The sequence below is a fragment of the Marasmitruncus massiliensis genome (assembly GCF_900186535.1).
Lineage (GTDB): Bacteria > Bacillota > Clostridia > Oscillospirales > Ruminococcaceae > Anaerotruncus > Anaerotruncus massiliensis_A.
Genome location: NZ_FYDE01000004.1, coordinates 287,990 through 311,502 on the forward strand (window position 1 = coordinate 287,990; position 23,513 = coordinate 311,502).

General features: G+C 50.7%; 18 protein-coding genes. 12 read left to right on the plus strand and 6 right to left on the minus strand.

From position 1 onward, the window contains the following. Positions 1–260: 260 nt before the first annotated feature. From C1A10_RS05370 to C1A10_RS05415, 10 genes are all read left to right on the plus strand, one after another. The gene (locus tag C1A10_RS05370; RefSeq protein ID WP_180951002.1) at positions 261–2,027 is read left to right on the plus strand and encodes a methyl-accepting chemotaxis protein; all 1,767 of its coding nucleotides are present in this window, start codon (positions 261–263) and stop codon (positions 2,025–2,027) included. 231 nt (positions 2,028–2,258) lie between these two features. Continuing rightward, positions 2,259–4,298, plus strand: a complete 2,040-nt coding sequence (locus C1A10_RS05375) for a methyl-accepting chemotaxis protein (protein ID WP_180951003.1) — start codon at positions 2,259–2,261, stop codon at positions 4,296–4,298. A 157-nt stretch (positions 4,299–4,455) separates the two neighbouring features. After that, complete coding sequence (locus tag C1A10_RS05380) at positions 4,456–6,360, plus strand: sigma 54-interacting transcriptional regulator (RefSeq protein ID WP_101909271.1); 1,905 nt, start codon at positions 4,456–4,458, stop codon at positions 6,358–6,360. A 301-nt stretch (positions 6,361–6,661) separates the two neighbouring features. Further along, a complete protein-coding gene (locus C1A10_RS05385; RefSeq protein WP_101909272.1) occupies positions 6,662–7,909 on the plus strand; it encodes a four-carbon acid sugar kinase family protein in 1,248 nt (415 codons plus the stop codon). 15 nt (positions 7,910–7,924) lie between these two features. Next, positions 7,925–9,076 carry an iron-containing alcohol dehydrogenase gene (locus C1A10_RS05390; protein ID WP_101909273.1) on the plus strand — a complete coding sequence of 384 codons (1,152 nt, stop codon included), beginning with the start codon at positions 7,925–7,927 and terminating at the stop codon, positions 9,074–9,076. Between the two features lie 28 nt (positions 9,077–9,104). Next, positions 9,105–10,139, plus strand: a complete 1,035-nt coding sequence (gene pdxA, locus C1A10_RS05395) for a 4-hydroxythreonine-4-phosphate dehydrogenase PdxA (RefSeq protein ID WP_101909274.1) — start codon at positions 9,105–9,107, stop codon at positions 10,137–10,139. 15 nt (positions 10,140–10,154) lie between these two features. Further along, positions 10,155–11,261 (plus strand): TAXI family TRAP transporter solute-binding subunit, encoded by a 1,107-nt coding sequence (locus C1A10_RS05400; protein ID WP_101909275.1) that lies wholly within the window; start codon positions 10,155–10,157, stop codon positions 11,259–11,261. Between the two features lie 61 nt (positions 11,262–11,322). Continuing rightward, positions 11,323–13,260, plus strand: coding sequence for a TRAP transporter permease (locus tag C1A10_RS05405; RefSeq protein WP_101909276.1), 1,938 nt, complete (start codon positions 11,323–11,325; stop codon positions 13,258–13,260). A 32-nt stretch (positions 13,261–13,292) separates the two neighbouring features. Next, positions 13,293–14,186, plus strand: coding sequence for a 4-hydroxy-tetrahydrodipicolinate synthase (dapA, locus tag C1A10_RS05410; RefSeq protein ID WP_101909277.1), 894 nt, complete (start codon positions 13,293–13,295; stop codon positions 14,184–14,186). 11 nt (positions 14,187–14,197) lie between these two features. Then, entirely contained in the window at positions 14,198–14,656 is a 459-nt protein-coding gene (locus C1A10_RS05415; RefSeq protein ID WP_180951004.1) for a NanQ anomerase/TabA/YiaL family protein, read from the plus strand. Positions 14,657–14,754: 98 nt separating this feature from the next. Here the strand turns inward: C1A10_RS05415 and C1A10_RS05420 are convergent, their stop codons facing one another. After that, entirely contained in the window at positions 14,755–15,033 is a 279-nt protein-coding gene (locus tag C1A10_RS05420) for a zinc-ribbon domain containing protein (protein ID WP_101909279.1), read from the minus strand. Between the two features lie 199 nt (positions 15,034–15,232). Between C1A10_RS05420 and C1A10_RS05425 the strand changes: the two genes are divergently transcribed. Next, positions 15,233–16,009: a trypsin-like serine peptidase gene (locus tag C1A10_RS05425; RefSeq protein WP_180951005.1), complete on the plus strand. Its 777-nt coding sequence runs from the start codon at positions 15,233–15,235 to the stop codon at positions 16,007–16,009. Positions 16,010–16,103: 94 nt separating this feature from the next. Continuing rightward, a complete protein-coding gene (locus tag C1A10_RS05430) occupies positions 16,104–16,358 on the plus strand; it encodes a hypothetical protein (protein WP_145997701.1) in 255 nt (84 codons plus the stop codon). A gap of 63 nt (positions 16,359–16,421) precedes the next feature. Here the strand turns inward: C1A10_RS05430 and C1A10_RS05435 are convergent, their stop codons facing one another. The 5 genes from C1A10_RS05435 to C1A10_RS05455 all read right to left on the minus strand — a co-directional run bounded on the left by C1A10_RS05435 (position 16,422) and on the right by C1A10_RS05455 (position 23,419). Beyond that, a complete protein-coding gene (locus C1A10_RS05435; protein ID WP_180951006.1) occupies positions 16,422–18,173 on the minus strand; it encodes a methyl-accepting chemotaxis protein in 1,752 nt (583 codons plus the stop codon). A gap of 200 nt (positions 18,174–18,373) precedes the next feature. After that, entirely contained in the window at positions 18,374–19,738 is a 1,365-nt protein-coding gene (locus tag C1A10_RS05440) for an efflux RND transporter periplasmic adaptor subunit (protein ID WP_101909283.1), read from the minus strand. Positions 19,739–19,753: 15 nt separating this feature from the next. Then, positions 19,754–22,105 (minus strand): ABC transporter permease, encoded by a 2,352-nt coding sequence (locus C1A10_RS05445; RefSeq protein WP_101909284.1) that lies wholly within the window; start codon positions 22,103–22,105, stop codon positions 19,754–19,756. Beyond that, a complete protein-coding gene (locus tag C1A10_RS05450; protein WP_180951007.1) occupies positions 22,099–22,806 on the minus strand; it encodes an ABC transporter ATP-binding protein in 708 nt (235 codons plus the stop codon). Before C1A10_RS05450 ends, C1A10_RS05445 begins: the two co-directional genes overlap by 7 nt. Continuing rightward, the gene (locus tag C1A10_RS05455; RefSeq protein ID WP_180951008.1) at positions 22,787–23,419 is read right to left on the minus strand and encodes a TetR/AcrR family transcriptional regulator; all 633 of its coding nucleotides are present in this window, start codon (positions 23,417–23,419) and stop codon (positions 22,787–22,789) included. Before C1A10_RS05455 ends, C1A10_RS05450 begins: the two co-directional genes overlap by 20 nt. Positions 23,420–23,513 lie beyond the last annotated feature (94 nt).

Here is a 23,513-nt window from a genome sequence, read left to right on the forward strand (position 1 = left end):
AATAATAAATTTTTGCCTGTAAGATCTCAAAAAAGCGAGAAAAAGCCGGGTTGAGAGTCCATTTAAGGTGCAATCATATAAGCCCATTGAAGTGTACTTCGGTGGAGTAATTTTAAAGAGGGCTTGTGTTTCTGTCTGACCGGCAAAATATAACATGGAGGAAGATGAACGGAGTGGTATCAGGATAATCACTTTTGCGGGGTGTGTGGGGAAATGTTTGTTTTCATAGCGCTGAGGAAATTGAGAGAGGGGTCATGAAATTGAAGAACTTTAAAATCAGCAAAAAGCTTGCGGTAGCTTTTGGAACGGTAATTCTCCTTTTTGCAGTAACCGTTGCTGTTTCCATGATTGGAATGTCAGCCATATCTGCCGATTTTTCAACTTTTTATAACGAGTCTTATGTTGTGGCCACACAGACAATGAATATGCGCAGGGGATTTCAGAGTGCGGAAAAGTATATGCTCAGCGCGATTACCAGCAAGGATTCAAAATCAGTTCAGACCAATATGGATTTATGCCAGGAACAATTAACCGCTTTGAAGGACCTTGTGGGGACTGTAAAAGCGAAGCTTACTCAGGACCAGCAGATGATGGAGGAGTACGAACAAATGATGAATTCCTCCATTCCGATCAAAGAAGAAATCTTTAAAGCGTTAGAAGGAGGTCAGAAGGATGCGGCGCTTACCACATACCAGCAGGAATACGCGCCGCTGCTGCAAAGTGCCCGGGATGTTCTGAACCAGATTGGAACCAATGCTTCCGAAAACGCGGACGACTTTTATCAAAGAGGTCTTTTGGCACAGAAGGAGGCGTTTCTTTTGTTAATTGCGCTCAGCATAATTTCTTTGGCTGCCATTTTGGTGTTCTGTGTCTATATCATTATCAGCATTACCAAACCGCTAAAGGAAATTGACCAGGCGGCGAACCGGATGGCACAGGGCGACATGGGCGCAGCCGTAATCTATATATCCAAAGACGAACTGGGGCATCTGTCCGAAAGTATGCGGGAAATGATGGATTTCCTGCGTTCCTATATTAACAATATTTCCGAAGTACTTGGAAAGATGGCCAAAGGGAATATGGATGTTACGATTGAAATGGATTATAAAGGGGATTTCGCGCCTATTAAAACATCCATGCAGCGCATCCTGTTTTCTTTGAATGACGCGCTCACTAAAATCAGCCAGTCATCGGAGCAGGTGGCCGGCGGTTCCGAACAGGTATCAAGCGGCGCGCAGGCGCTTAGCCAAGGCGCAACGGAACAGGCGAGTTCTGTGGAAGAACTTGCGACTACCATCAACGAAATTTCGGTAAAAATCAAAGAAAACGCACAGAATGCGCAAAAGGCAAACGATATGGTTGGAGAGACAACGGAAAAGCTGACCTTTGGAAATCAAAAGATGGAAGATCTGATTTCAGCCATGAATCAGATTACAGAGACCTCCAATCGGATCGGAAAGATCGTAAAGACGATCGACGATATTGCGTTTCAGACCAATATCCTGGCTCTGAATGCCGCAGTAGAGGCCGCAAGAGCGGGTGCCGCCGGCAAAGGCTTTGCCGTGGTTGCGGACGAAGTCAGAAACCTTGCCGGTAAGAGCGCCGAAGCGGTGAAGGATACGACCGCACTGATTGAAAATGCAATTCAGGCTATTTCGAATGGAACAACTATGGCGGACGATACCGCAGAATCAATCAGAGCAGTGTCTGCTTCCGCGAAGCTGGTCTCGGATTTGGTCAACCAGATCGCGCAGGTCTCCAACGAGCAGGCAACCGCTGTTTTACAGATTACGCAGGGTGTGGATCAGATATCCGGCGTGGTGCAGACAAATTCCGCCACGGCGGAAGAAAGTGCCGCCGCGAGCGAGGAACTGTCCGGGCAGGCCCAGATGCTCAAGCAGCTGGTCGGCCATTTTAAACTGAGCGGGAAAACCGTTTTCAATGAACAGCCTGCGGATTTGCAGGATGAATTGCCTTCTGTCAGCCAGACAGATGAAACAAAAGAGCTGACGTTCGACAAGTATTAATCATTCACCAATCAAAAAGGTCCCGTATCCGACTGGATGCGGGACCTTTTTGATTGGTGAATGTTGCAAGTCACAAATTGTAAAGATGATTTCACATACGCCTTGTGATTGTTACAAATAAATAAATTTTATGAAAAAATTTTGTAACATATGTGTTGATTATTGCAATTTTATGTCGAAAATAAATGCAAAGGTTGTATGGTAGAGATCACTTTAAGTAGGAGGGGTATTATGAAAAAAGCGCGGAAAACCAGTATTTTTCAAAAAATGATGATTGGAATCTGTCTGCCTGTGGTTATGATCTGTTTGGCGGCGGCGATTCTCTCGCTGCGGGCGGTTGTCCAGCCGATTGTCAATTTAACGACACAGGAATTAACGACAAAATCGCAGGCATCGGCTTATCAGGTCAATGAATTTTTTACGCGGTATTTTGAAATCAGCCGACAGATGGCAGCCAATACGCAGTTTGAGGATGTCCTCTCCGCTACGAAAACAGGGGGAAATTTAACGGGGGCAGCGGGATTTGCCAGCCTGAAACAAACGATGATCAATGTGCAGCAGACGGATTCGGAAACTATTATGGCGGCATGGATCGCCGACTTTGACACAAGCCAGCTGACGCAGTCGGACGGCTATACATCCGATGCCAGCTGGGATGTCACCTCCAGGCCGTGGTACGCCCAGGTTACGGAAGCCAAGGCCACCATTTTGACAGAGCCCTATGTGGATACAGCAACCAAGAAGATGATTGTCAGCGTAATAGCGCCGGTGTTTCAGAAAGGGGCCGGCACGATGGTCGGTGTGGCGGGAATTGATTTTTCGATTGACAGCCTCTATTCGATGATGCAGGGCTATACGCTGGGGGAAACAGGATTTTTCCTTCTGTCCACAAAAGGCGGTGTGCTGATCTATCATCCGGACAGCAATCAACTGCAAAAGAATGTGCAGGAGGCGGACCTTTCTGAAAATGCAGTCAACGCGATTTTGGGTCAGCAGACGGGAGAGATTCTCTACTCGGCTATGAACCAGAAGGCGCACGGATACCTGACACCTGTTGGGCAAACGGGCTGGACAGTGATCAGCGGACTTCCGGATAAGGAATTCAATGGCACGGTTGATGCCATCCGTTTCACGGTAATTGCTGTTTTTGGAACCGGGATTTTACTTTTAGCAATTCTGCTGGTCTTTATTTCACGCAGTATCACCAAACCCCTCAAAAACCTCGCAGGTGTTGCAAACAGAATTGCGGACGGCGAGCTGGATGTTTCGGTTGATATCCGCGCGAACGATGAGGCTGGTCAGGTTGCAGAGGCAATTGCACGGACCGTTGAAAGACTCAAAGCCTATATCAATTATATCGGAGAAGTTTCCGCAGTGCTCGACCAGATTGCTGACGGGAATCTGGTATATGACCTGAAATATGATTATACCGGGGAGTTCGCTAAGGTGAAACAATCGCTGGAGCATATCAGAAGTACGCTGACCCAGACGGTTTCCCAGATTGTCGTGACCGCGGAGCAGGTCTCGTCCGGCTCGAACCAGCTTTCTGACGGGGCACAGGCGCTTGCGCAGGGGGTCACCGAACAGGCGGGCTCTGTTGAACAGCTCTCAACTGCGGTGCTGTCTATGGCGGACATGATCGAAAAGAGCGCCGTGGACGCCGCGGACGCAAAGAACAAGTTGGCGCAGTCGGAATCCGAAGTAGCTCAGAGCAACCAGTATATGCAGGAAATGATTTCGGCTATGGCGGAAATCAGCGATAAGTCCGGACGAATCGAAAGCATTATTCAGACCATTGAAAACATTGCTTTCCAAACCAATCTGCTTGCCTTGAATGCGGCCGTTGAGGCAGCGCGCGCGGGAACCGCAGGCAAGGGATTCGCGGTTGTTGCCTCGGAGGTTAAGAATCTGGCTACCAAAAGCTCGGAGGCGGTGAAGAATACGTCCCAGTTGATTGCAGAGTCGATTGAATCGGTGAAAAACGGAACGGATATCGCAGGCCAAACCGGAACAATTCTGCAGAAGGCAACAGAAAGCTCACGGGAAGCGGTTTCCCTGATTGAAAAAATTTCTGCGGCGTCCAGTGAGCAGGCAGACCGGATTCAGCAGGTAAAATCCGCTGTCGGGCAAATTTCGTCAGTGGTGCAGACCAATTCCGCAACCGCTGAGGAAAGTGCCGCAGCCAGTGAGGAACTGAACGGGCAGGCGCATATGCTGAGTGCCATGATGTCAAAATTTACGGTGGGTGAAAAAGACCCTATGAAAGTCTGAAACAGGCGTATTCATTAGGTATCAAAAAAATCGAAACCCGGTTTTTCAATCAGAAACGCCGGGTTTCGATTTTTTTGCCCAATGTTCAACACTTGTTTCATCGCGCATTGCTTTTATGATATAATCTATTTAGCTGAATTTTACGGGGGTTGTGACTATGAAAGAGATCGTACTGATTGCGCCCTACGAAAAGATGTATGGCTTGTCGCTTGAACTGATAAAACAACATGGGTATACGAATGTGGACGTTGCGAAGGGTGACCTCCGGGAAGGCGTAAGAGTCGCCAACCAGGTAGTGGACGCGGGGGCAAAGGTCCTGATTTCGCGCGGGGGAACATTTACGCTCATCAAGGATGCGATCAATGTGCCGATTGTCGAGATTCAGACGAGCGCTTATGATGTCATTGCAAATGTCCGGAATGTGATCGGACAGGACCAGCCGCTTGCCATTGTCGGGCACCGCAATATCGTGTACGGCTATGAGCTGATCAAGGATCTGGTACAGACGGTCAAAAAAGTGGATATCGAACGCGGAGAAAGTGTCGACGAAAAAATCAGGCAATGTGCCCGGGAGGGTATCACTGTATTTATCGGAGACGCTGTTGTAAACGGAGTCTGCAAGCGTCTGGGCTATACCTGCTATATGCTGGAAAGCGGCGAAAATGCAATTTGCGCAGCGATTGAGGAGGCAAGCCGGATACTCATAGCGTCCAAGCACGAAATTGAGCGCGCGAAACGGTATATGACGCTGATTGACTACGTGCATGACGGCGTACTGGCCACCGACGACCAGAACAGGGTGCTCCTGTTCAATTCGGTTGCACAGGAAATCCTCGGGATGCCGCGCGAAGATGTGATCGGTCAAAAAATCGATGACCTTGTGGGTACGGAGACGGTGCTGGCGGAAATCGCGCAGGGAGCCCAGTTGATTGATCAGGTGCGCCGGCTGAACGACACCCAAATCACCATCAGCAATATCCCGATTGAGGTTAATCACGAAAACAAGGGCTCGGTTGCGGTCTTTCAGGATATTACCAAGCTGCAGAATCTGGAAAAGAAGGTTCGTATTCAGCTTACCGAAAAAGGATTTATTGCAAAGAACACCTTTGATTCCATTATTTATCGAAGCAAGGAAATTGCACACTGTATTTCAATTGCCAGGAAATTCAGCTGGTATGATTCCTGTGTCCTGATTGAGGGGAACTCCGGCGTCGGGAAAGAACTGTTTGCCCAGTCGATCCACAATGAAAGCCGGAGAAGGCCCGGCCCGTTTGTGGCGATCAACTGTGCCGCCCTCCCGCGCAGCATCATTGAAAGCGAACTGTTCGGCTATGTGGAAGGCGCGTTTACCGGCAGCAGGAAGGGCGGAAAAGCAGGCGTTTTTGAGCTGGCCCATAAGGGCACCATCTTCCTGGATGAAATCAGCGAGCTGCCGATTGACTTGCAGGGGCGGCTGCTACGTGTGATTCAGGAACGCGAGGTCATGCGGTTGGGCGACAGCAAGGTCATCCCGCTGGATGTGCGCATCGTCTGCGCGACGAACCGGGATTTAAAGGAGATGGTGCGGGAGGGGAACTTCCGCCGCGACCTGCTTTACCGGATCAATACGCTCTCCTTTTATATCCCTCCGCTCAACCAGCGCAAAGAGGATATCGAAGTGATTGCGCAGCATTTTCTGAACCGCTATTGCAAACGTTACGCCAAGGAGATTGACGGCTTCAGTACGGCAGCCATGCACTATCTGATGGACTACGAGTATGAGGGAAATATCAGGGAACTTCAGGGGATGGTGGAGCGCGCCGTCATTATTTGTGAAGATACCATGATTAAACTCAGCGATCTTAACGGCGGCAGAGCCGGGCAAACAGAAGCAGCCGGGAACGACCCCGCTGTGGCAGACGCGCTGACGGAGGATTTACCGAGCCTTCAGAATGTGGAAAACCGTTACATACTTTCCGTATATGAGAAATGCGGAAAATCGCCGGCAAAAACCTGCGACATTCTCAAGATCGACCGGTCTACTTTATGGAGAAAGCTGAAAAAAGCAGCTGCGCAGGTGTAGTTATTTGCAACGATGATTGCAATTTACAATTCGTGTAGTTGCAAATTGCAATCATTTATAAAAACGTTACATAGCAGGAAAAAGCGGAGAATTATTTTGGTATAAAATGCCGAACAATTCTTCGCTCTCTTTTTGACTTTCCAACAAAAGCGAACTGTAATTGTTATATAAATGTTATAAAAATCCTTTTTTTCTGAATAGCAGCATGGGTTGGCACGCTTTTTGCTTCTTAGTTAAGGCGTAGCGGGTTTTGGCTGGTGCCCAAAGGCCAGCACGGTTTTTCAGAAAACGAGGTGAATTTATGATTATCATAGCAGATGATTTGACCGGCGCCAGCGATTCTGCGGTCCCGTATAAAGAAAACGGTTTTTCCACGATTGTGGAAGTTCTCTATGAAGACGGGGATATTGAACGCTACAAGGAATACGATATCCTCTCCATCAACGCGGATACGAGGTGGCTGGACAGCCGGCAGGCGTATGAGAAAGTATATTCGATTACGCGCCAGATGAGCGGTATTGATTGCATCTATAAAAAAATCGATTCTGTATTGCGAGGCAATCCCGCTTCCGAACTGGATGCTGTGATGGACGCAATGAATTGCAGGCTGGCGCTGGTGGCGCCGAGCTTTCCGGAAAATGGAAGGATTGTCTGCGGGGGGATCCTGGCGGCCGGTGATCTGCGGATTGATGCGGTGGAGCTTTTTGCCCAGGGTATGGAACGAAGGGTAGAAGGGGTATTGCTGGATACGGTGCGAAAAGGCACAGAAAGTCTGGAAGCCTTCCTGAGGGAAAAACAGGCGGGAGGAACGGAAGTCTTTGTGCTGGACGCCTGCACCGACGAAGACCTGAAGATCATTAAAGAGACGGCAAAGCTGTTTGAAGAAAAAAAGGTTTTGTGCGGCTCCGCAGGGTTTGCCAAGCAGGTCAGCGGCGATGAAAGCATGGTGGGATGCGGGTCTGAGTTCCCGCGTAAGAAAAAAGAGAACAATGCCCGCCTGATTTTAGCCGCGATCGGTTCCCGCAGCGTAGAAACGGCTTGTCAGGTCAAAAGGGTATCGGAGCTTTTTCAGGTCCCGATTGTGCAGCTTGAAACGAAAATGGTTCTGAACGGCTGCGCAGACAGGGCGGTAAGAGCGTGTATGGACCGCCTGACGGAAGTGATCGGGCAGAACGGGGAGCTGGCTCTGGTTACGGTGGACAGTTTATTCCGTGAAAATGAAACCGCGGCCCAAAGCGGCCGGGAAGAAAGCGAACAGGCAATGCAGATTGTCGAAGCGCTCGGGAAAGTGGTGAAGGAGGTTTACAACAGATTTCATGTGGAGGCGATCATCTCCACAGGCGGGGATACGTCGCTGCAAATCTGTAAAGCGTTTTGCACCTCCGGAATCGAACTGCTTGATGAAATCGCCCCGGGTATTCCGATCGGCAGGATGGTAGGCGGAGAGGCAGAGTCCACTTTGATTGTCACAAAATCGGGAGGATTCGGAATCGGCGATGCGCTGGTTCAGGTCATTGAATATATTCAGCGGCGTAAGCAATTCTCATAAAGGGAGGGATACATCATGCAATACCAGATTCAGGTTCCGTCCCATATTTATGGGGGACAGGGCAGTATTGAGAAGCTGCAACCAATACTGGAACGGCATCATGCGAAAAAAGTCCTGCTGTTTACAGATCAGGGCGTGCGGGGGGCTGGCCTCTGCGACAGCATAACCGAACAGATTTCAAAAGCGGGTGCTTCCTGCCGGATTTTTGACGGGGTAACCGCGGAACCGTCCACCTATGATGTTGACCGCGTGATCCGGCAGGCGGCGTACGAGCAGGCGGATCTGCTGGTCGCGGTCGGCGGCGGCAGCGTGATGGATACCGCAAAGCTGGCTTCGGTACTGATCGGGGCGGATGATACGGTCTTTGACCTTGTGCGCGACCCGTCTCTGGCGAAAAAGAGCATTCCTTCGGTGATGATTCCCACAACCTGCGGTACGGGATCGGAAGCCACCTGCAATGCGATCGTGGCGATTCCGGAGGAAAGCTCCAAAAAAGGCATCGTCAACGCGGAGATGATACCGGATGACGTGATTCTGGACGTCAATATGATTGCGAAGCTTCCCAAAGCGATCGTTGCGGCGACCGGCGTGGACGCGCTGGCTCATGCAGTGGAATGCTACACTTCCAAAAAGGCGACGCCGATGAGCGACACCTATGCGCTGGCAGCGGCCAAGCTGATTTTCGCAAGTCTGGAAGAGGCCTACCGCGACGGTGATAATTTAAAAGCCAAAGAACAGCTGCTGTTAGGGGCATTTTACGGCGGCGTGGCAATCACCGGCTCGGGAACGACCGCCGTTCACGCACTGTCTTATCCGCTGGGGGGTAAATACCATATCGCGCATGGGGTCTCAAACGCGATTTTGTTTGCTCCGGTTATGGCGTACAATCAGGAAGCCTGCGAAGGCCGGCTCGCGTCGCTCTGCGATACAATCTGTCCCGAACGGGCGGGGGACAGCCAACCGGCGAAAGCGGCATATGTGGTTGAACGGATTGCGCAGATTGTCAGGAAGACGGAAATCCCCACCAGCCTGCAAGAATTTGGCATTGGGGAAAGTGATCTGGAGTTCCTGGTTCAGGCGGGAAGCCAGCAGCAGCGTCTTCTGGTAAACAACCGCAGAGAGTTCAGTCTTGATGATATCCGGGCGATCTATCGTCAGGTGATTTGAGACGAAAAAGGAGGAGACGGCGGCTAATATGACTGTTAAACCGATTTTAGGGATCACCATGGGGGACCCGGCGGGGATCGGGCCGGAAATTACCATTAAAGCGCTTTCGCATCAGGACATCTATCAATCCTGCCGCCCGATTGTAGTGGGAGACGCCCGGGTTTTGGAAAAAGCGGTGTCTCTGGTAGACTGCAAAAAGATCAGAATTCACCCGGTTATGGCAGTTGAGGACGCGCAGTTTGAATTCGGCACCATTGACGTATACGACCTGAAAAATACCGATATGGATGCGCTGGAATACGGAAAGGTCTCCGCGATGGCGGGGGATGCCGCGTTTACGAGCGTGAAAAAAGTCATCGAACTGGCACTGGAGAAGAAAATTGACGCGACCATCACCAACCCGCTCAATAAGGAAGCCATGAATCTGGCGGGACATCATTTTTCCGGACATACGGAAATCTATGCGGAATATACCGGCACGAAAGATTACTCTATGATGCTGGCTGACGGCGACCTGCGTGTCGTGCATGTCTCCACCCATGTTTCCCTGCGGGAAGCCTGTGACCGTGTGAAGAAGGAACGGGTGCTCAAGGTCATCCGGATTGCAAATCAGGCCTGCCGGGATATTGGAATTGTATCTCCGCGGATTGCGGTGGCGGGACTAAATCCGCATGCCGGAGAAAATGGGCTGTTCGGGCGGGAAGAGATTGATGAGATTCTCCCTGCCGTGCGGCAGGCGGCTTCCGAAGGCATCTGCGTGGAGGGGCCGCTCCCTCCGGACACCATTTTTTCAAAAGCGCTCGGCGGCATCTATGATATTGTTGTCGCCATGTACCACGATCAGGGACATATTCCGCTGAAAGTGCTCGGGTTCCAGTATGACAGACAGGCAGGGAAGTGGAAAGCGGTCAATGGAATCAATATTACGTTGGGGCTGCCGATTATCCGCAGTTCGGTGGATCACGGCACAGCGTTTGATCAGGCCGGCAAAGGAATTGCCAGTGAACTTAGTTTAATCAATGCCATCGAGTATGGCATAAAATTAGCAAACAACCGCAAATAAAGAGGAGGAAACATAATGAAAACATCATTCAGCATGAAAGTCATGGCAACAGTTCTTGCAACAGCTACACTGGTTACTGCTTCCGGCTGTGGCGCTCCGGCAAGCCCGGCTTCCAGCGCGCCTGCTGCATCCACGGCCCCTGCGGCCAACAGCGCCGCGGCATCCTCTCAGATCACGAAGCCGCAGGGCGAACCGGTCGACGTTTTGTTTTCAACCCACTCGGTAGGTACTTCCAACTACACCATTTCCGCAGGGCTCGGAACCATGTGGCTGGACTATCTGCCGGAAGGCTCGTCTGTTGACGTACAGCCTACTTCCCCGGGCGGTATGGGAGCTCCGTACCTGTTTGCCGACGGACAGGCCGATGTTGCGTTTATCAACGGCGCGCCTGCAAAATGGGCTTATGAAGACGGGACTCTCGGCAAAGAACCCACACAGGAATATCGCGCAATGGTTGGCAGTCTGACATCTGTTTCCGCAGTCAACTTTATGACCAAGGCCTTCATCAATAAATACGGTGTTGACACAATCGAAGATGTAGTCGCAAAGAAGCTGCCGATCCGTATTGGCTGCAGCCCGAAAGGCTCGATGGATGAAAAGGTAGTGGAAATGCTTCTGAACCATCTCGGCGTTACTTATGATGACGTGAAATCATGGGGCGGCGATATTGTGCATGGCGGCGGTTCCGATCTGGCCGCAATGGTAAAAGACGGCAAGCTGGATATGATGCTGGACCACACCTCTGTTCAGTCCTCCACGATGACCGAAATCGCTATGACCTGCGATGTGCATTTTACACAGTGGAAAGATGAAACGCTGGATTGGTTCTGCACGCAGGGCTTTGAGCGCATCACAATCCCGGCCGGTTCCTGGAAGGGCCAGGATAAAGAGATTATCAACGCCGGGACCCCCGACTGCATCTTTGTTTCCAAGAATCTTCCCGATGATGTGGTTTATAACCTGACAAAGGGTATGTGCGAGCAGAGGGAATATCTTGTCAGCCAGTATGCTTCTATTGAGCCTTTTGACCCCGCCACCTGCTGGAAGCCTGAAAAGAACGGCAATGTTCCGCTGCATCCGGGCGCGGAAAAATACTTTAAAGAAATGGGTTATATAAAGTAACCAAAGGCCGAAAAGCGGGGACCTCGGTCCCCGCTTATTTCAAAAAAGTCGAGGTGTTGATATGTTTAAGAAAAAGCAGATTGCAGCCGAAGGCATTCCTGTAGCCGAACAGCCCGAAGCAAAATCAGATGTCTGGAAATATTGGACAATCGGTTTTATCACGATGGGATTCCTGTTGTTTCAGCTTTATATCGGAATTGTGCGCCCGCTGCCGACACTGGTCTCCAGCCCGCTGCATTTAAGCCTTTCATTGATTCTTATATTTCTTTATAAACCCCTTGCGGCAAAAACAGGGAAGAAATGGATGTGGGCTGTCGACTGGATATTCATAGCGCTTGCCGCAACCATAGCCATTTATTTTATCAAAGATCTTGACCGTCTGACTTACCGAATTATGATGGTGGATAAGATGACCTTCAGCGACCTGTTCTGCGCGTTTGCACTGCTGGTGATCCTGATGGAAGCAGTAAGAAGAACACTGGGCTTGAACCTCTTCATCTTTATTCTTTGCTTTATCGCATATGCTTTTCTGGGCCAGTATCTGACCGGTCCCCTGCGTTACAGCGGTATGACCTGGCAGCAGTTCGCTGAAATGCTTACGCTGTCTACCGACGGTATCTTCGGTTCGCCCCTGACCACTTCCGTGAATACGCTGTTCTACTTCCTGCTGTTCGGCGCTTTTTTTGCAAACTGCGGCGGCGGATCAGTCTTAATTGACTGCGGGATGAAACTGAGCACCAAAACAGCTGGCGGCCCCGCGAAAGCGGCGGTTGTATCGTCCGGGTTAATGGGTATGATCAGCGGAAGCGCGGTCGCCAATGTCACCACAACCGGTGTCATGACGATCCCGCTGATGAAAAAAGCCGGCTATACACCGGAACAGGCGGGCGCGGTGGAGGCCGTTGCATCTACCGGCGGACAGATCATGCCCCCGATTATGGGCGTCGGCGCGTTTATCATGGCCGAAATGATCGGTATCAGTTATGCGAAAATCGCGATGGCTGCGTTAATTCCCGCGCTTGCATACTATGGTTCCGTATTTTTGCTGGTACATTTTATCGCGAAAAAGAACAATCTTCAGAAGTTCAGCGAAGAAATTGCATTAAAGCAGAAAGCTCCGCCGATTCTGCCCCGCCTTTACCGGCTGCTCCCCATTATTATTGTGGTTGCCATGGTGTTTATGGGTTCCTCGCTGACCCGTTCGGCGCTTGTAGGCATCGTTCTTTCCATTGTTGTCAGCATGGTCTCCAAGGAAACCAGAATGAGTGTAAAGCAATTGTTTGATACGTTGCTGGACGGTGTCAGGCAGGCAGCTAATATTGCGATTCCAACAGCGGCCTGCGGTATTATGATCGGCATTGTGGTCCGTTCCGGCGCCGCGAATAAACTGACCAAAATCATCGCGGCTGTCGGCGGCTCGAATATTGTAGTCGCGCTGATTATTGCAATGCTCGGCTGCATGCTGCTTGGCATGGCGCTTCCGACAGTGGCGGCTTATCTGATCGCAAATATCCTGTTCTGCCCGACCATCATTGCCTTGGGAATTCCCGCGCTTCCGGCAAATATGTTCATCTTCTATTTCGGCGTCATTGCGCAGATTACTCCGCCGGTTTGCCTGGCGTCCTTCACTGCGGCGGGAATCGCGGGGGCGAATTCCTGGAAAACGGGGTGGACGGCCTTTTTCTATGCAATTGTGTCGTTCCTGGTCCCCTATATATTTGTCTTTCAGCCGTCCATCCTGCTGCAGGGAACGTTTGGAGAAATCGCCTATACAACAGTTATTATGTCGATCGGTATTTTCTTCCTGGCCTCGGGAATGGCAGGCTATATGTTTGCCCCGATTGAGAGCAAATTGATGCGCGGCCTGCTGATTGCATGTGCGGTCTGCGTAATCATTCCTGAATCTATTACGGATGTCATTGGCGTGGTGGGCGCCGGCATTATTTGCGTTTTCTATCTGATCAAATCCAGAAAGCAGAAGGCTCAGGCAGCAGTCTGAATCTTGTTTAAACAGGAAAGAAGTGTTATAATATGACAATTGGAGGCATTATTGCGGCGATGGCTACCCCTATGTTTGAGGATGGCAGCATCAATGAGGCGGAGCTCCGCAATCAGGTCAACCGGCAGATAGCCGCGGGCGTGACGGGAATTTTCTGTCTTGGCACAAACGGGGAAGCCTACATCCTGAATAAGGAGGAAAAGATCCGTGTGATGCAGCTGTTCGTGGAAGAAGCTGCCGGGCGCGTACCGGTGTATGCGGGGACAGGCTGCGTTGGAACCAAAGACACTGTCGAGCTGTCTCAGAAAGCCCAGGAGCTGGGAGTCGGTGCCCTATCGGTCATTTCTCCCTATTTCGCCGCAATTAACCAGCAGGAACTTTATGAGCACTATGCGTCTGTGGCACAGTCTGTCGACCTACCGGTAGTGCTGTATAATATGCCGGCCCGAACGGGGAACCATCTGGACTATAAGACCGTTTCGAGGCTGGCACAGAATTTTAGGAATATTGCCGGCATCAAGGACAGCAGCGGAAATTTTGACAACATACTGCGCTATATCGAAAGCACGGACAGCGAGAGTTTTTCTGTCCTGTCCGGCAATGATTCTTTGATTTTATGGACGCTGATGGCGGGCGGAAAAGGCGGGATCACTGCGGTGGCCAATATCCTGCCTGAAATCATGGTCAGTATCTATCGTTATTGGGAGGCCGGGGATTTCGAAAATGCGAAAAAAGCGCAGGATTCGATCCGCCCGATTCGGGACTGTTTTCGCTTCGGCAATCCCAACTCGATTGTAAAGCGGGCTGCAAACCTGATAGGACAGCCCATAGGCCCGTGCAGAAAGCCGTTTGGTATTGTTAGTAAAGAAGCGGATGACGCGATTACAGAGACTCTGAAAACGTATTACGCCGCTTATATGAAATAGGGGGAATGCCGATGCTGCTTTTCGATTTAAAAGACCTCAGCCTGTGTAAAAAACTGGGCGAAAGGATGATGCGTGCGGCGGAATATCTGGAATCCATTCAGATTGACGCGCAGAGTGACGGGCGTTATGCGATTGCTGACGACGACATCTATATGGTAGTCAGCAGTTATCTGACAAGGGAACCTGATGCGAGCCAGTTTGAAACCCATCAGAAGTATATTGATATTCAATGCCTGATCAGCGGAGAGGAACTTATCTTCTGGAACCGTGGGAGTGATATGCGTCCTGACGGAGATTACAGTCCTGAAACGGATAAGCAGAATTATTTCGATCAGGATGGAGCTGCCTGTGTACGATTACGTCCCGGCATGGCGGTGGTCTTTTATCCGGACGATGCGCATAAAGCCTGCTGCAAAGTGGGAGATACACTGCAACCTGTCCGGAAGCTGCTGATGAAAGTGAAAATTTAGAATAAAAAGGCCGGATGATTCCGGCCTTTTTAACGATCAGATTGTTAATCGCAAAAAAAGGTACGCTCGAAAGCGTACCTTTTTCACGGTGTTTATGATTATCTTCTGTTTGCAAAGCAGTCGCTGCAGTAGACGGGACGGTCGTTTCTGGGCTCAAAAGGAACTCTGCAGGTTTTTCCGCATTCAGCGCAGGTAGCTTCATACATCTGGCGGCTGCCCTGGGAATCACCTTTGGAATTTTTGCGGGAAGAACGGCAGGATTTGCAGCGCTGGGGCTCATTTGTGAAACCTTTTTCCGCATAGAACTCTTGCTCACCAGCAGTAAAAATAAATTCAGCGCCACAGTCTTTGCATGTTAAAGTTCTGTCTTCGTACATTGAGTAAAATACCTCGTTTTTTTAAAATTGCTCAACGATAGGTTAAGCGTTACTATTAACTATATGCGGAATTGAGCGATTTGTCAACAAAAATCTATAAAGTATATTAATTTCTATGAATCGCTGAATAAATGGATTTATGATTACCATCTTTTTCAAGTTGAAATCATTTCCAGATAAAGTTACTATAGAAGTAGAGGTGATTTTTATAGAAAAGTTTTGGATATTTCTGGCGGCGTTTTTTACTGCGGCAATGCTTTCTGTCCCTATTGAGGCAGAGACCCCGAACAAACCGCAGGAAATGCAGGCTACAATCTTTGGAAAAGACGACCGGGAGCCGGTTGCAAATTCTCTGCAGTCACCTTATAACGCCGTCTGCCGCCTCAAAATCACCTATCAGGACGGAAGCATCGGATACGGCACAGGGTTTATCTATGGAAAGAATCTTCTGGCGACTGCGGCACATTGTCTTTATGACGCAAGCCGCGGCGGAAAGGCAGATCATATTACGGTATATCCCGCGGCAAGCGAGGAGATGCTGCCGTTTGGGGAATATACGGCAGACGCAAGCAATTCCGTTTTCCATTATCCGAAAAAGTGGAGCGAAAACGGCGAATGGAAATATGACTTTGGAGTGATCGAAACAGACGAAGCATGGGATGCGCGGATTCAGCCTCTTAAACTGGAAAACCGCAGCATTTCTCAATTAAAGAGCGGAACTTTTTCGCTGGTGGGATACGACTATAAATCCTTTACACAGTACAGTTCCACCGGGAAGCTATCCCGGGTCCGCAGCAATGATCTGCTTTACCGGTTGGATGTTTTGCACGGGGAAAGCGGGGCACCGGTGATGGACAAAAACGGAATTGTGGTTGGAATTGCGAATTACGGCGCGGAGGAAGGAGGCCCGAATTACAATTCCGCCGCACGCATCAGCAGCGCGGTTTACCGATATCTCACTTCCTATCTCAAATAAGATGGATGTAAAATCAATCCTTTACAGTTTGCTGCCGGATTTCTTTTTTGGCAAAATTGTGATACACTTAGAAAAAACAGCAGGGGATTTTAAAATGGAAAAAGAAACAATCAAAATACCCGATCAGGAATATTTTGGGTATGGGAATATTTATTCCGGGAGCCGGAAAGAGTTTAATTACAAAATTACTCCTAAGGATGGCATACTGCGAACGGTGGTTTGGTATGGAAAGCTGTGCAGTGAGAAAAGCGAACCGGAAGCTTCTCAGGAGTATCCTTTGGATGATCGTGGTTTGCTGGAACTGGTTGATTGGCTGAACGGGCAATATGAGCAATATCTGAAAAAATGAGGCGGATCAGAGCATATCAAAAAACAGGCATTGGGGCTTAGCCCCAATGCCTGTTTTGACGTTTCATTTACGCAGGTGACCTGCGGATTGCACCAAAGTCTGAATCGGGTATGCCATATCAATGCAGATAATGATATCGCCTTCTGCGGTTTGGCACAGGCTCGAATAAGTGCGGCATAATCCGCCGGTTGCACCGGAAATATATTCCTCAGACTGATAAACATCACCATCCAGACGCAACGCTTTGGTGAAATATTTTTTGGTGGTATGGAGATCGCCTTTCTGAGCGGGTTTAAACTCGCCGGATACGACCAAAGCGGATTCATGGCTCATGACAGTGCTGCTGACCTGCGTGCCGTCACTGCGGATGAGATAGATGCATTCAATATTAGACGCACTGTTTACAAACGATCGAATCAGTTTGTCATATTCAGAGGAAACCGCTTCAGGCAGACGGGATTTTAACTGCTCCATTAAGGATCGAGCGGATTTGTCGATCACCGAGACCCTCTTTTTCTCCAATTCCGGGTCGCCGCTGCCTTTCAGGCGGAACTGCTTCATCAGCTGCGCAAGTGTATCAGCCTGCCCGTTAAGGGTGTCGCTGATTGCTGAAACTTCCTGCGCGTTGGCCGCGTTGCCTTCCATGACATCGGAAATCCCGCAGATCAAAGAGGCAATGCGGCTGATGCCATCGGACTGTGTCTGGGAAAGCCCCGCAATTGTTCCGCTCAGGTCTGAGGTAACATCTACTGCGGACTGAATATCCTCAAACACTTCTGCGGTTTTGGATGCGATGGAGGAGCCGTCTTTTACTTTTGCGATACTTGCACGAATCAAATCTTCCGTCTGCTTGGCTGCTTCGGCGCTCCGGTGCGCAAGATCCTTGACTTCATTTGCCACGACTGCGAACCCTTTGCCTGCCGCACCCGCGCGGGCGGCTTCAACGGAAGCATTCAATGATAAGATGTTGGTTTGGAAAGCAATGTTGTTAATCAGTTTGATAATGGAAGAAATGTTGTTGGAAGAATCCGCGATGGACTCCATAGAGGAAAGCAGCTGGCTCATATAAGTGTTTCCGGTGTTCGCCTTCTCCTTGGCCGCATGCGCGTTCTGTGCGGCAAGCGCCGCGTTTTTCGCGTTTTCTCCGGTATGGATATCTATTTCAGCGACCATGTTGGACAAACTGTCGATATCGGCCGCCTGCTCGCTGGAGCCCTGCGCCAAAGCGTTGGCACTGCGCTGTAGCTGGACAGAGAGCGCAGAGAGTTTTTCCACATGGTTGTTGATCTGAGAAAAGGTTTGGTTAAGGGAAGTAATAATTTTCGTCAGGGCATTTTTGATCGGAACAAAATCTCCCACATACTGGTTGCGTGATGACATCGACACAGACATATCCCCGGCGGAAAGATGGGACAGGATCCCGGAGATTTCATAGATATAGGCGTTCAGGCTGCTGTTGATCTGCGAAAAGCTTTCAATCAGCTCTGTCAGCTGGTTGCTGACGATGGAACTGTCGCCCGAAAGATCGTCCAGGCTGCCGCGCGCCATCTCTCTGGAAGCATCGGTCAGCCGGTCATAAACCTTGTAGAGCGGAAGAAGGAATATGCGAAAGCCGACGAACCCCAGAATGGCCCAAATCACCAGAGAAACAGCGAATGCGACCGCAACCCGGAAGGAAAGGCCCGCACCTGCCAGGCAAGCTGCCGTAAACGAGGCGAACAGCAAAATGGTAAGGATGAACATAGCCGCAAAGTAAGAGGTGAGTGTCCTTTTTAACGTACTGCCGGAGGTTTTTACACGGTATCTGGTTTTCAATCTTCTCACTCCTATATTTTTGATCGGAGACCTATTAAAAACGAAAGAACGATCTGCCTGCGAAACGCAGATTTCGACCCTGTGACAGCTTAAAATAATGCCTATATTATACTCTTTTGACATATAGCTGTCAAATTCATCCAGAACCGCCAAATAAAAACTCCCCATCCCGTTTTCTATGTACGGGATGGGGGCTGCAGTTAAAATGAGATTCGTTTTCCTTCTGTAACAGCACTGTCATAAGGGTCGAGAATCACCTGATCCCCCTCCGAAATTCCGGACAGGATTTCTATCCGGCCGCCGCTTCGGACTCCTGTGGTAACCGGCGTCAGCATTGCTTTTCCGTCACGGGCAAGATAAACGCCGCTTCCGCTTTCCATTGGGATGACTGACGAAGCCGGAACGGACAGGGCGTTTTGGGCGGCGACAGATGTGAAGGTCAGATCGACCTGATGCCCGCCGCCGATTTTCTGCGGCAGGCCGACCGGAGTGAGCTTGATTTTGCAGCGGTTTTCTGTTATGCCGATGGTGGAGAGCGTTTCCTGCGCTACCGGGGAGATAAACCGGATTTTAGCCTGCAAAGCCGTGCCGTCGGCAAGGCTGCAGGTTGCAAGATCGCCGACATTCAGACGCAGAGCGTCTTCGGAAAGGACGTCGGCCTCAATTTCCATTTCCCCTTCGCCGTTTTTGTAAAGCTTGGCGATCGGCTCGTTTTTCGATACAAAGGAGCCTGCCTCTACAAGCATTTCCCAAACCACAGCGTCGAACGGGGCGGCCGGCGGCTCGCGGTTCAGCTCATCCTGAAGATTGCTGATGGTAACCTGAAGCTGCTGCGCCGTGGCGTTATTGCTGCTTCCGGTATTCCCCTGTAGGTCGTCCAGACTGTCAAGCTGGGCTTCGTAAGAGCTGATCACGCTTTGATAGTACTGTTCGGTGGTTTCGGAGTTTTCGCTCTGCGCCACCATCATATCCTTCTTTGCGAGCTCCATCTGGTTGCGCAGGGTGTAAAGCTCCAGATCGGCGACCTCGTCGTCATCCTCATCGTCCAGATCTTTTGCCTCGTTATAATTTCTGCGCGCGGTGTAGTAGGAAATCTCCGCAATGTTCATCAGGTCTTTTGCTGTGCCGTCGTCTCCGAACAGGCGGTCATATTCATGCTGCGCGGCAGCCAGCTGCTGCTCAAGCTGTTCCCGCCGCAGCCGGGTTTCGGACAGCGCGGTGGTGTTTTGGGCATAGAGGGCTGACTGCTGGAATTGCAGACTCCTGACCTGATCTTCCATCTGGCGGCGCTGGACCGAGTCGTCGATTTCCGCCAGCCGGTCGCCGTTATGTACCGCCATTCCCACCTGAAACGGAACAGAAATCACTTCTCCCGAGGTGTTGGAGTTCATGATAACGCTGTCTTTCGGAAGAATGTTACCCTGCGCGGTAAAGCTGTCCTGAATAGCGCCGAAAGACACGGTTTCCACTTCTACCGCCAGCGGTTTTAAATAGGAATACACTCCCGCAGCGATGCTTAGAACAATGACGACAGAAATTAGTAACAATTTGTATTTTTTCTTCATAAATATCCCCTCTGTTTATTCACGTTCCCGCAAGAGTTCTGCGAGTGACAGTTTTTTTAGCTTCCGAAAGACCATTCCCGAGCTGAACATGACGGCTATTAGGGTAAGACCCACAGCCAGCAGCAGGGAATTCGCATCCACAAAATCCGGAATCGTATAAAGGTCGCTGGCCATCGATGCGGACATCAGCCTGCTGACCCCCATGGTCATGGGAATGCCCAGCAGGATTCCCCCAAAAGTCAGCAGCCACTGCCCGGTCGAAATGACATCCAGACACTGCCGGCTGTTCAGCCCAAGCACCATCATCGTGGAAACTTCGCGTTTGAGCTCTTCAAAGCTGATCAGCGAACTGGTATAGATGACGGAAAATCCGATCAATACGCCCATCATCGCCATGGAAGCCATCATCTGTTCCATGCTTCCCATCATACTGCGCATTTTCGCGATCCGCTCCGACCGGCTTTCAATGCCGGATACTGCGGTGGCATCCTCCACCCGCTGCAAAATTCTCTGCTGCGTTTCAGACGGGGCCTTCAGCAAAAGGGACGTATAAACGCCGCGGTAATCGCTGACACGCCCGACCTCACTGTAAGACATATAAACTCCGCTGCCGAGATATTCCGCAATGATAGAAGTCACGGGGACTCTGCTGGTCAGCTTGCGGGGGTAAGAAACTTCAATTTCGACGGAGTCGCCGATACCCACGCCAAGCCGGTTTGCATTATGTCTGGAAAGCACAAGGCCGTCCGGCTGAACGGCTACCTGATGCCCGCTCTCGTCAAAAAGCCTGTAAAGGGCGGAACTTTCCGAAATTCCTTTGATAGAGGTATCGATGCTTCCCGAAATCCCCTTGATGGTCGCAGGCAGCTCAACAACGCCTTCTGCGGTTTCGATTGCAGGGTCACGGATGGCGCGGAAGGCGTCCTGTGCCTTGACCGGCTCGGAGAAATTGACGGAAATGTCCTGCTGCTGGCTTTTTTCCAGTGAGTCGAACAGGAAAACATCAAACAGCGTGTTCATGGATGTCAGGGAAGCGGTAATCATATAGGCGCAGGCGATCCCGAATAGGGACAGCGCGGTGCGGCGCTTGTTGCGCGAGAGGCTTCTCACCGCCATCAGCCCCGGAACCGTAAACAGCCGGGTAAAGCGGGGAATCCGCTCGAGCAGGGACTTTCGGGCCGCTTTTGGAGCCGGAGGGCGAAGCGCCTGGCAGGGCGAAAGGCGGCTTAGGCTGTGCGCGGAGCCCCAGCCCACCGCCGCGCAGAAAAAAGTGGACATCGCGGTGCCCAGAACAAGATAACGAACGGAGATCGGCGCCGTGACATTGGGAAGGCTGAAGTAGGTCTGATAATAGCTTACAAGCGGCTTTGCGGATAAGCTGCCCAGCACGCCGCCTGCCGAGCCTCCGAACAGGCCGATTGCCGCGCCGTATGCCAGATAATGCAGTTCCACAAGACGGGCCGAAAATCCCAGCGCCATCAGCGTTCCGGCCTGGATGCGCTGCTGCTCAATCAGCCTGTGCAGGGTGATATATAAGATGATGGCGGCGACTGAAAGAAACAGGAACGGGATGACCTGGGCCATCTGGTCAAGCTGATCCAGTTCGGATTCCAGCATGGAAACGCTCGACTGGTCGGAACGGTCATAAATGCGGTAGCATCCGTATGGTTCCAGCACCTGTTCAACCTGGTCTTTCACATCTTTGAGGGAATAGCCGGGCATCAGCGTGAACACAAAGTTGTTTGCCAGTCCGTCTTTCTGGAGCAGGCCGGACAGGGTTTCATAGCTGAGAAATCCGGCACCGTACGCCGCGGGGTCCGGTATCATATCGCTGATGGATTTGACCATGTAGATATTTTCAGGCGAGATTCCCGCCGCGGTAACGGTCATAGGCACTTTTTTCCCATTGATGATCAGATTGATCTTTTCACCGGTATAAAAACCGTTGGCGTCAAAGAAGTCGTCCCCGGCCGCCAGTTCCTGCTTTCCTTTTTCGGGAGGCGTGCCGCGTGAGAGCAGGGGAAGGTTTAGCTCACTGCCGATAGAGACGAGCTGGAGTTCCGCGTCCTCCTCTTTCAGCCCGTCTATCCGCACCGTATGTACCAGCCGCCCCTCCGCTTTCTGGATACCGGGGATCTGTTCGAGTTTCCGCGCAGTCTGGAGCGGTGCCTCCTGAACTTCCGCGAACCCTTCGGAGAACGAGGTCGCTTTATAAAAATAGTCCTTCGCCCGAACCAGATGATCCGCCGTGATGGACAAAACGGAATACCCGCAAAAACCAACTGCGACAATGACGGTGCAGATCCCATAGGTCACCGCGCTTTTTTTAATATCACGCAGCATTTTTCGAATCAGAAGCATTACCATTCCAATTCCTCCACAGGCACGGGCGCCGGATTGTCAGCTACACGGTCAATTCTGCCATCTTTGACGTGAAAGACCCGGTCGGCCACCCTCGCCATTTCGGGATTGTGCGTAATCGTTACAACGGGGCAGCCCAGCCGGTCCCGTACTTCCAGCAGCAGCCGCACGACTGCAATGCTGTTTTTGCTGTCCAGCGCACCAGTGGGTTCGTCGCAGAGCAGAACGCCGGGGTTTTTTACAATTGCACGCGCAATGGATACCCGCTGCTGTTCCCCTCCGGAAAGCTGGGAAGGGAAATGGTTCCCTCTGTCGGCAAGCCCCACCAGCTTCAGCACCTCTTTACAGTCCATCGGATCCTTGACGATGCTGGCTGCCAGTTCCACATTTTCGGCCGCTGTCAAAGATGGGATAAGGTTAAAGAACTGAAACACGAATCCGACTACGTCCTTCCGGTAGACTGCCAGCCGGTCACTGGAAAATTCGGTTAGCTCAGTATCCCGGTACCAGAGCCGCCCTCCGCTGGGGCAGTCCATCCCGCCCAGCAGATTGAGCAGGGTGCTTTTTCCGGAGCCGGAAGGTCCGAGCACCACAACAAATTCCCGCTCCCTGATTTCAAAGGATGCGTCTGTGAGGGCGTTCACCGTTACGCCGTCCCCCTCATACCGCCTGGACAGGTTTTCCCCTTTAAGAATCATTTGGTTCATCTGATTTCTCCCTACATAAAATCCCGTTTTGTAAAATGTCAAATACGGCTTTTACCCTGCGGGTGCAGGTTTCACGGTCCCCCGATGCATAATACTCTTTTACGATCGTGATGCCGATTGAGATGTACATCTCCATTACCAGATTCAGATCGACGCCTTCGCGGATATTCCCCCTGCTCCGGTCTTTTTCCAGATAAGCAATGAATTCATTACTTACCGAACGCATTTTTGTGATGATATTTTGAATAAAATCGCTGCTGTCCTGTATCATCAGCAGACCGATGCGGTTATAGGCCGGACATCGGTCAAGCCAGTCAAAGATATCCGGGATGGATGTGAGTATTCCTTCTATAAATCCGGCTTTGGACTCTGGTGACTGATATTGCGAAAGTATCTCCAGTTTCTCTTTTGCAATCTGTTCCAGTACATACAGATAAAGGTCCTCTTTATCGTTAAAATACTGATAAAAACTGCCGCGCGGGATTCCGGCGGCCTTTATAATCCGGTTGATGGACGCATCCGTAAAGCGGTATTCGGAAAATTCCGCCACCGTAGCGTCATAAATACGCTTCTGCTTGTCTTCCGGCAGACGGAAAAATGTTGCATTCGGCATAAAATCCTTCTTTCTAAGATATGACAAGGGTGTCATTTCAAGTTAAGTATACCATAGAGAATCTGATATGACAAGAGTGTCATATCAGATTCCG

Coding starts and splice junctions, on each gene's coding strand:
- C1A10_RS05375 (WP_180951003.1), top strand. CDS start 2,259: ATGAAAAAAGCGCGGAAAACCAGTATTTTTCAAAAAATGATGATTGGA.
- C1A10_RS05380 (WP_101909271.1), top strand. CDS start 4,456: ATGAAAGAGATCGTACTGATTGCGCCCTACGAAAAGATGTATGGCTTG.
- C1A10_RS05385 (WP_101909272.1), top strand. CDS start 6,662: ATGATTATCATAGCAGATGATTTGACCGGCGCCAGCGATTCTGCGGTC.
- C1A10_RS05390 (WP_101909273.1), top strand. CDS start 7,925: ATGCAATACCAGATTCAGGTTCCGTCCCATATTTATGGGGGACAGGGC.
- pdxA (WP_101909274.1), top strand. CDS start 9,105: ATGACTGTTAAACCGATTTTAGGGATCACCATGGGGGACCCGGCGGGG.
- C1A10_RS05400 (WP_101909275.1), top strand. CDS start 10,155: ATGAAAACATCATTCAGCATGAAAGTCATGGCAACAGTTCTTGCAACA.
- C1A10_RS05405 (WP_101909276.1), top strand. CDS start 11,323: ATGTTTAAGAAAAAGCAGATTGCAGCCGAAGGCATTCCTGTAGCCGAA.
- dapA (WP_101909277.1), top strand. CDS start 13,293: ATGACAATTGGAGGCATTATTGCGGCGATGGCTACCCCTATGTTTGAG.
- C1A10_RS05415 (WP_180951004.1), top strand. CDS start 14,198: ATGCTGCTTTTCGATTTAAAAGACCTCAGCCTGTGTAAAAAACTGGGC.
- C1A10_RS05420 (WP_101909279.1), bottom strand. CDS start 15,033: ATGTACGAAGACAGAACTTTAACATGCAAAGACTGTGGCGCTGAATTT.
- C1A10_RS05430 (WP_145997701.1), top strand. CDS start 16,104: ATGGAAAAAGAAACAATCAAAATACCCGATCAGGAATATTTTGGGTAT.
- C1A10_RS05440 (WP_101909283.1), bottom strand. CDS start 19,738: ATGAAGAAAAAATACAAATTGTTACTAATTTCTGTCGTCATTGTTCTA.
- C1A10_RS05445 (WP_101909284.1), bottom strand. CDS start 22,105: ATGGTAATGCTTCTGATTCGAAAAATGCTGCGTGATATTAAAAAAAGC.
- C1A10_RS05450 (WP_180951007.1), bottom strand. CDS start 22,806: ATGAACCAAATGATTCTTAAAGGGGAAAACCTGTCCAGGCGGTATGAG.
- C1A10_RS05455 (WP_180951008.1), bottom strand. CDS start 23,419: ATGCCGAATGCAACATTTTTCCGTCTGCCGGAAGACAAGCAGAAGCGT.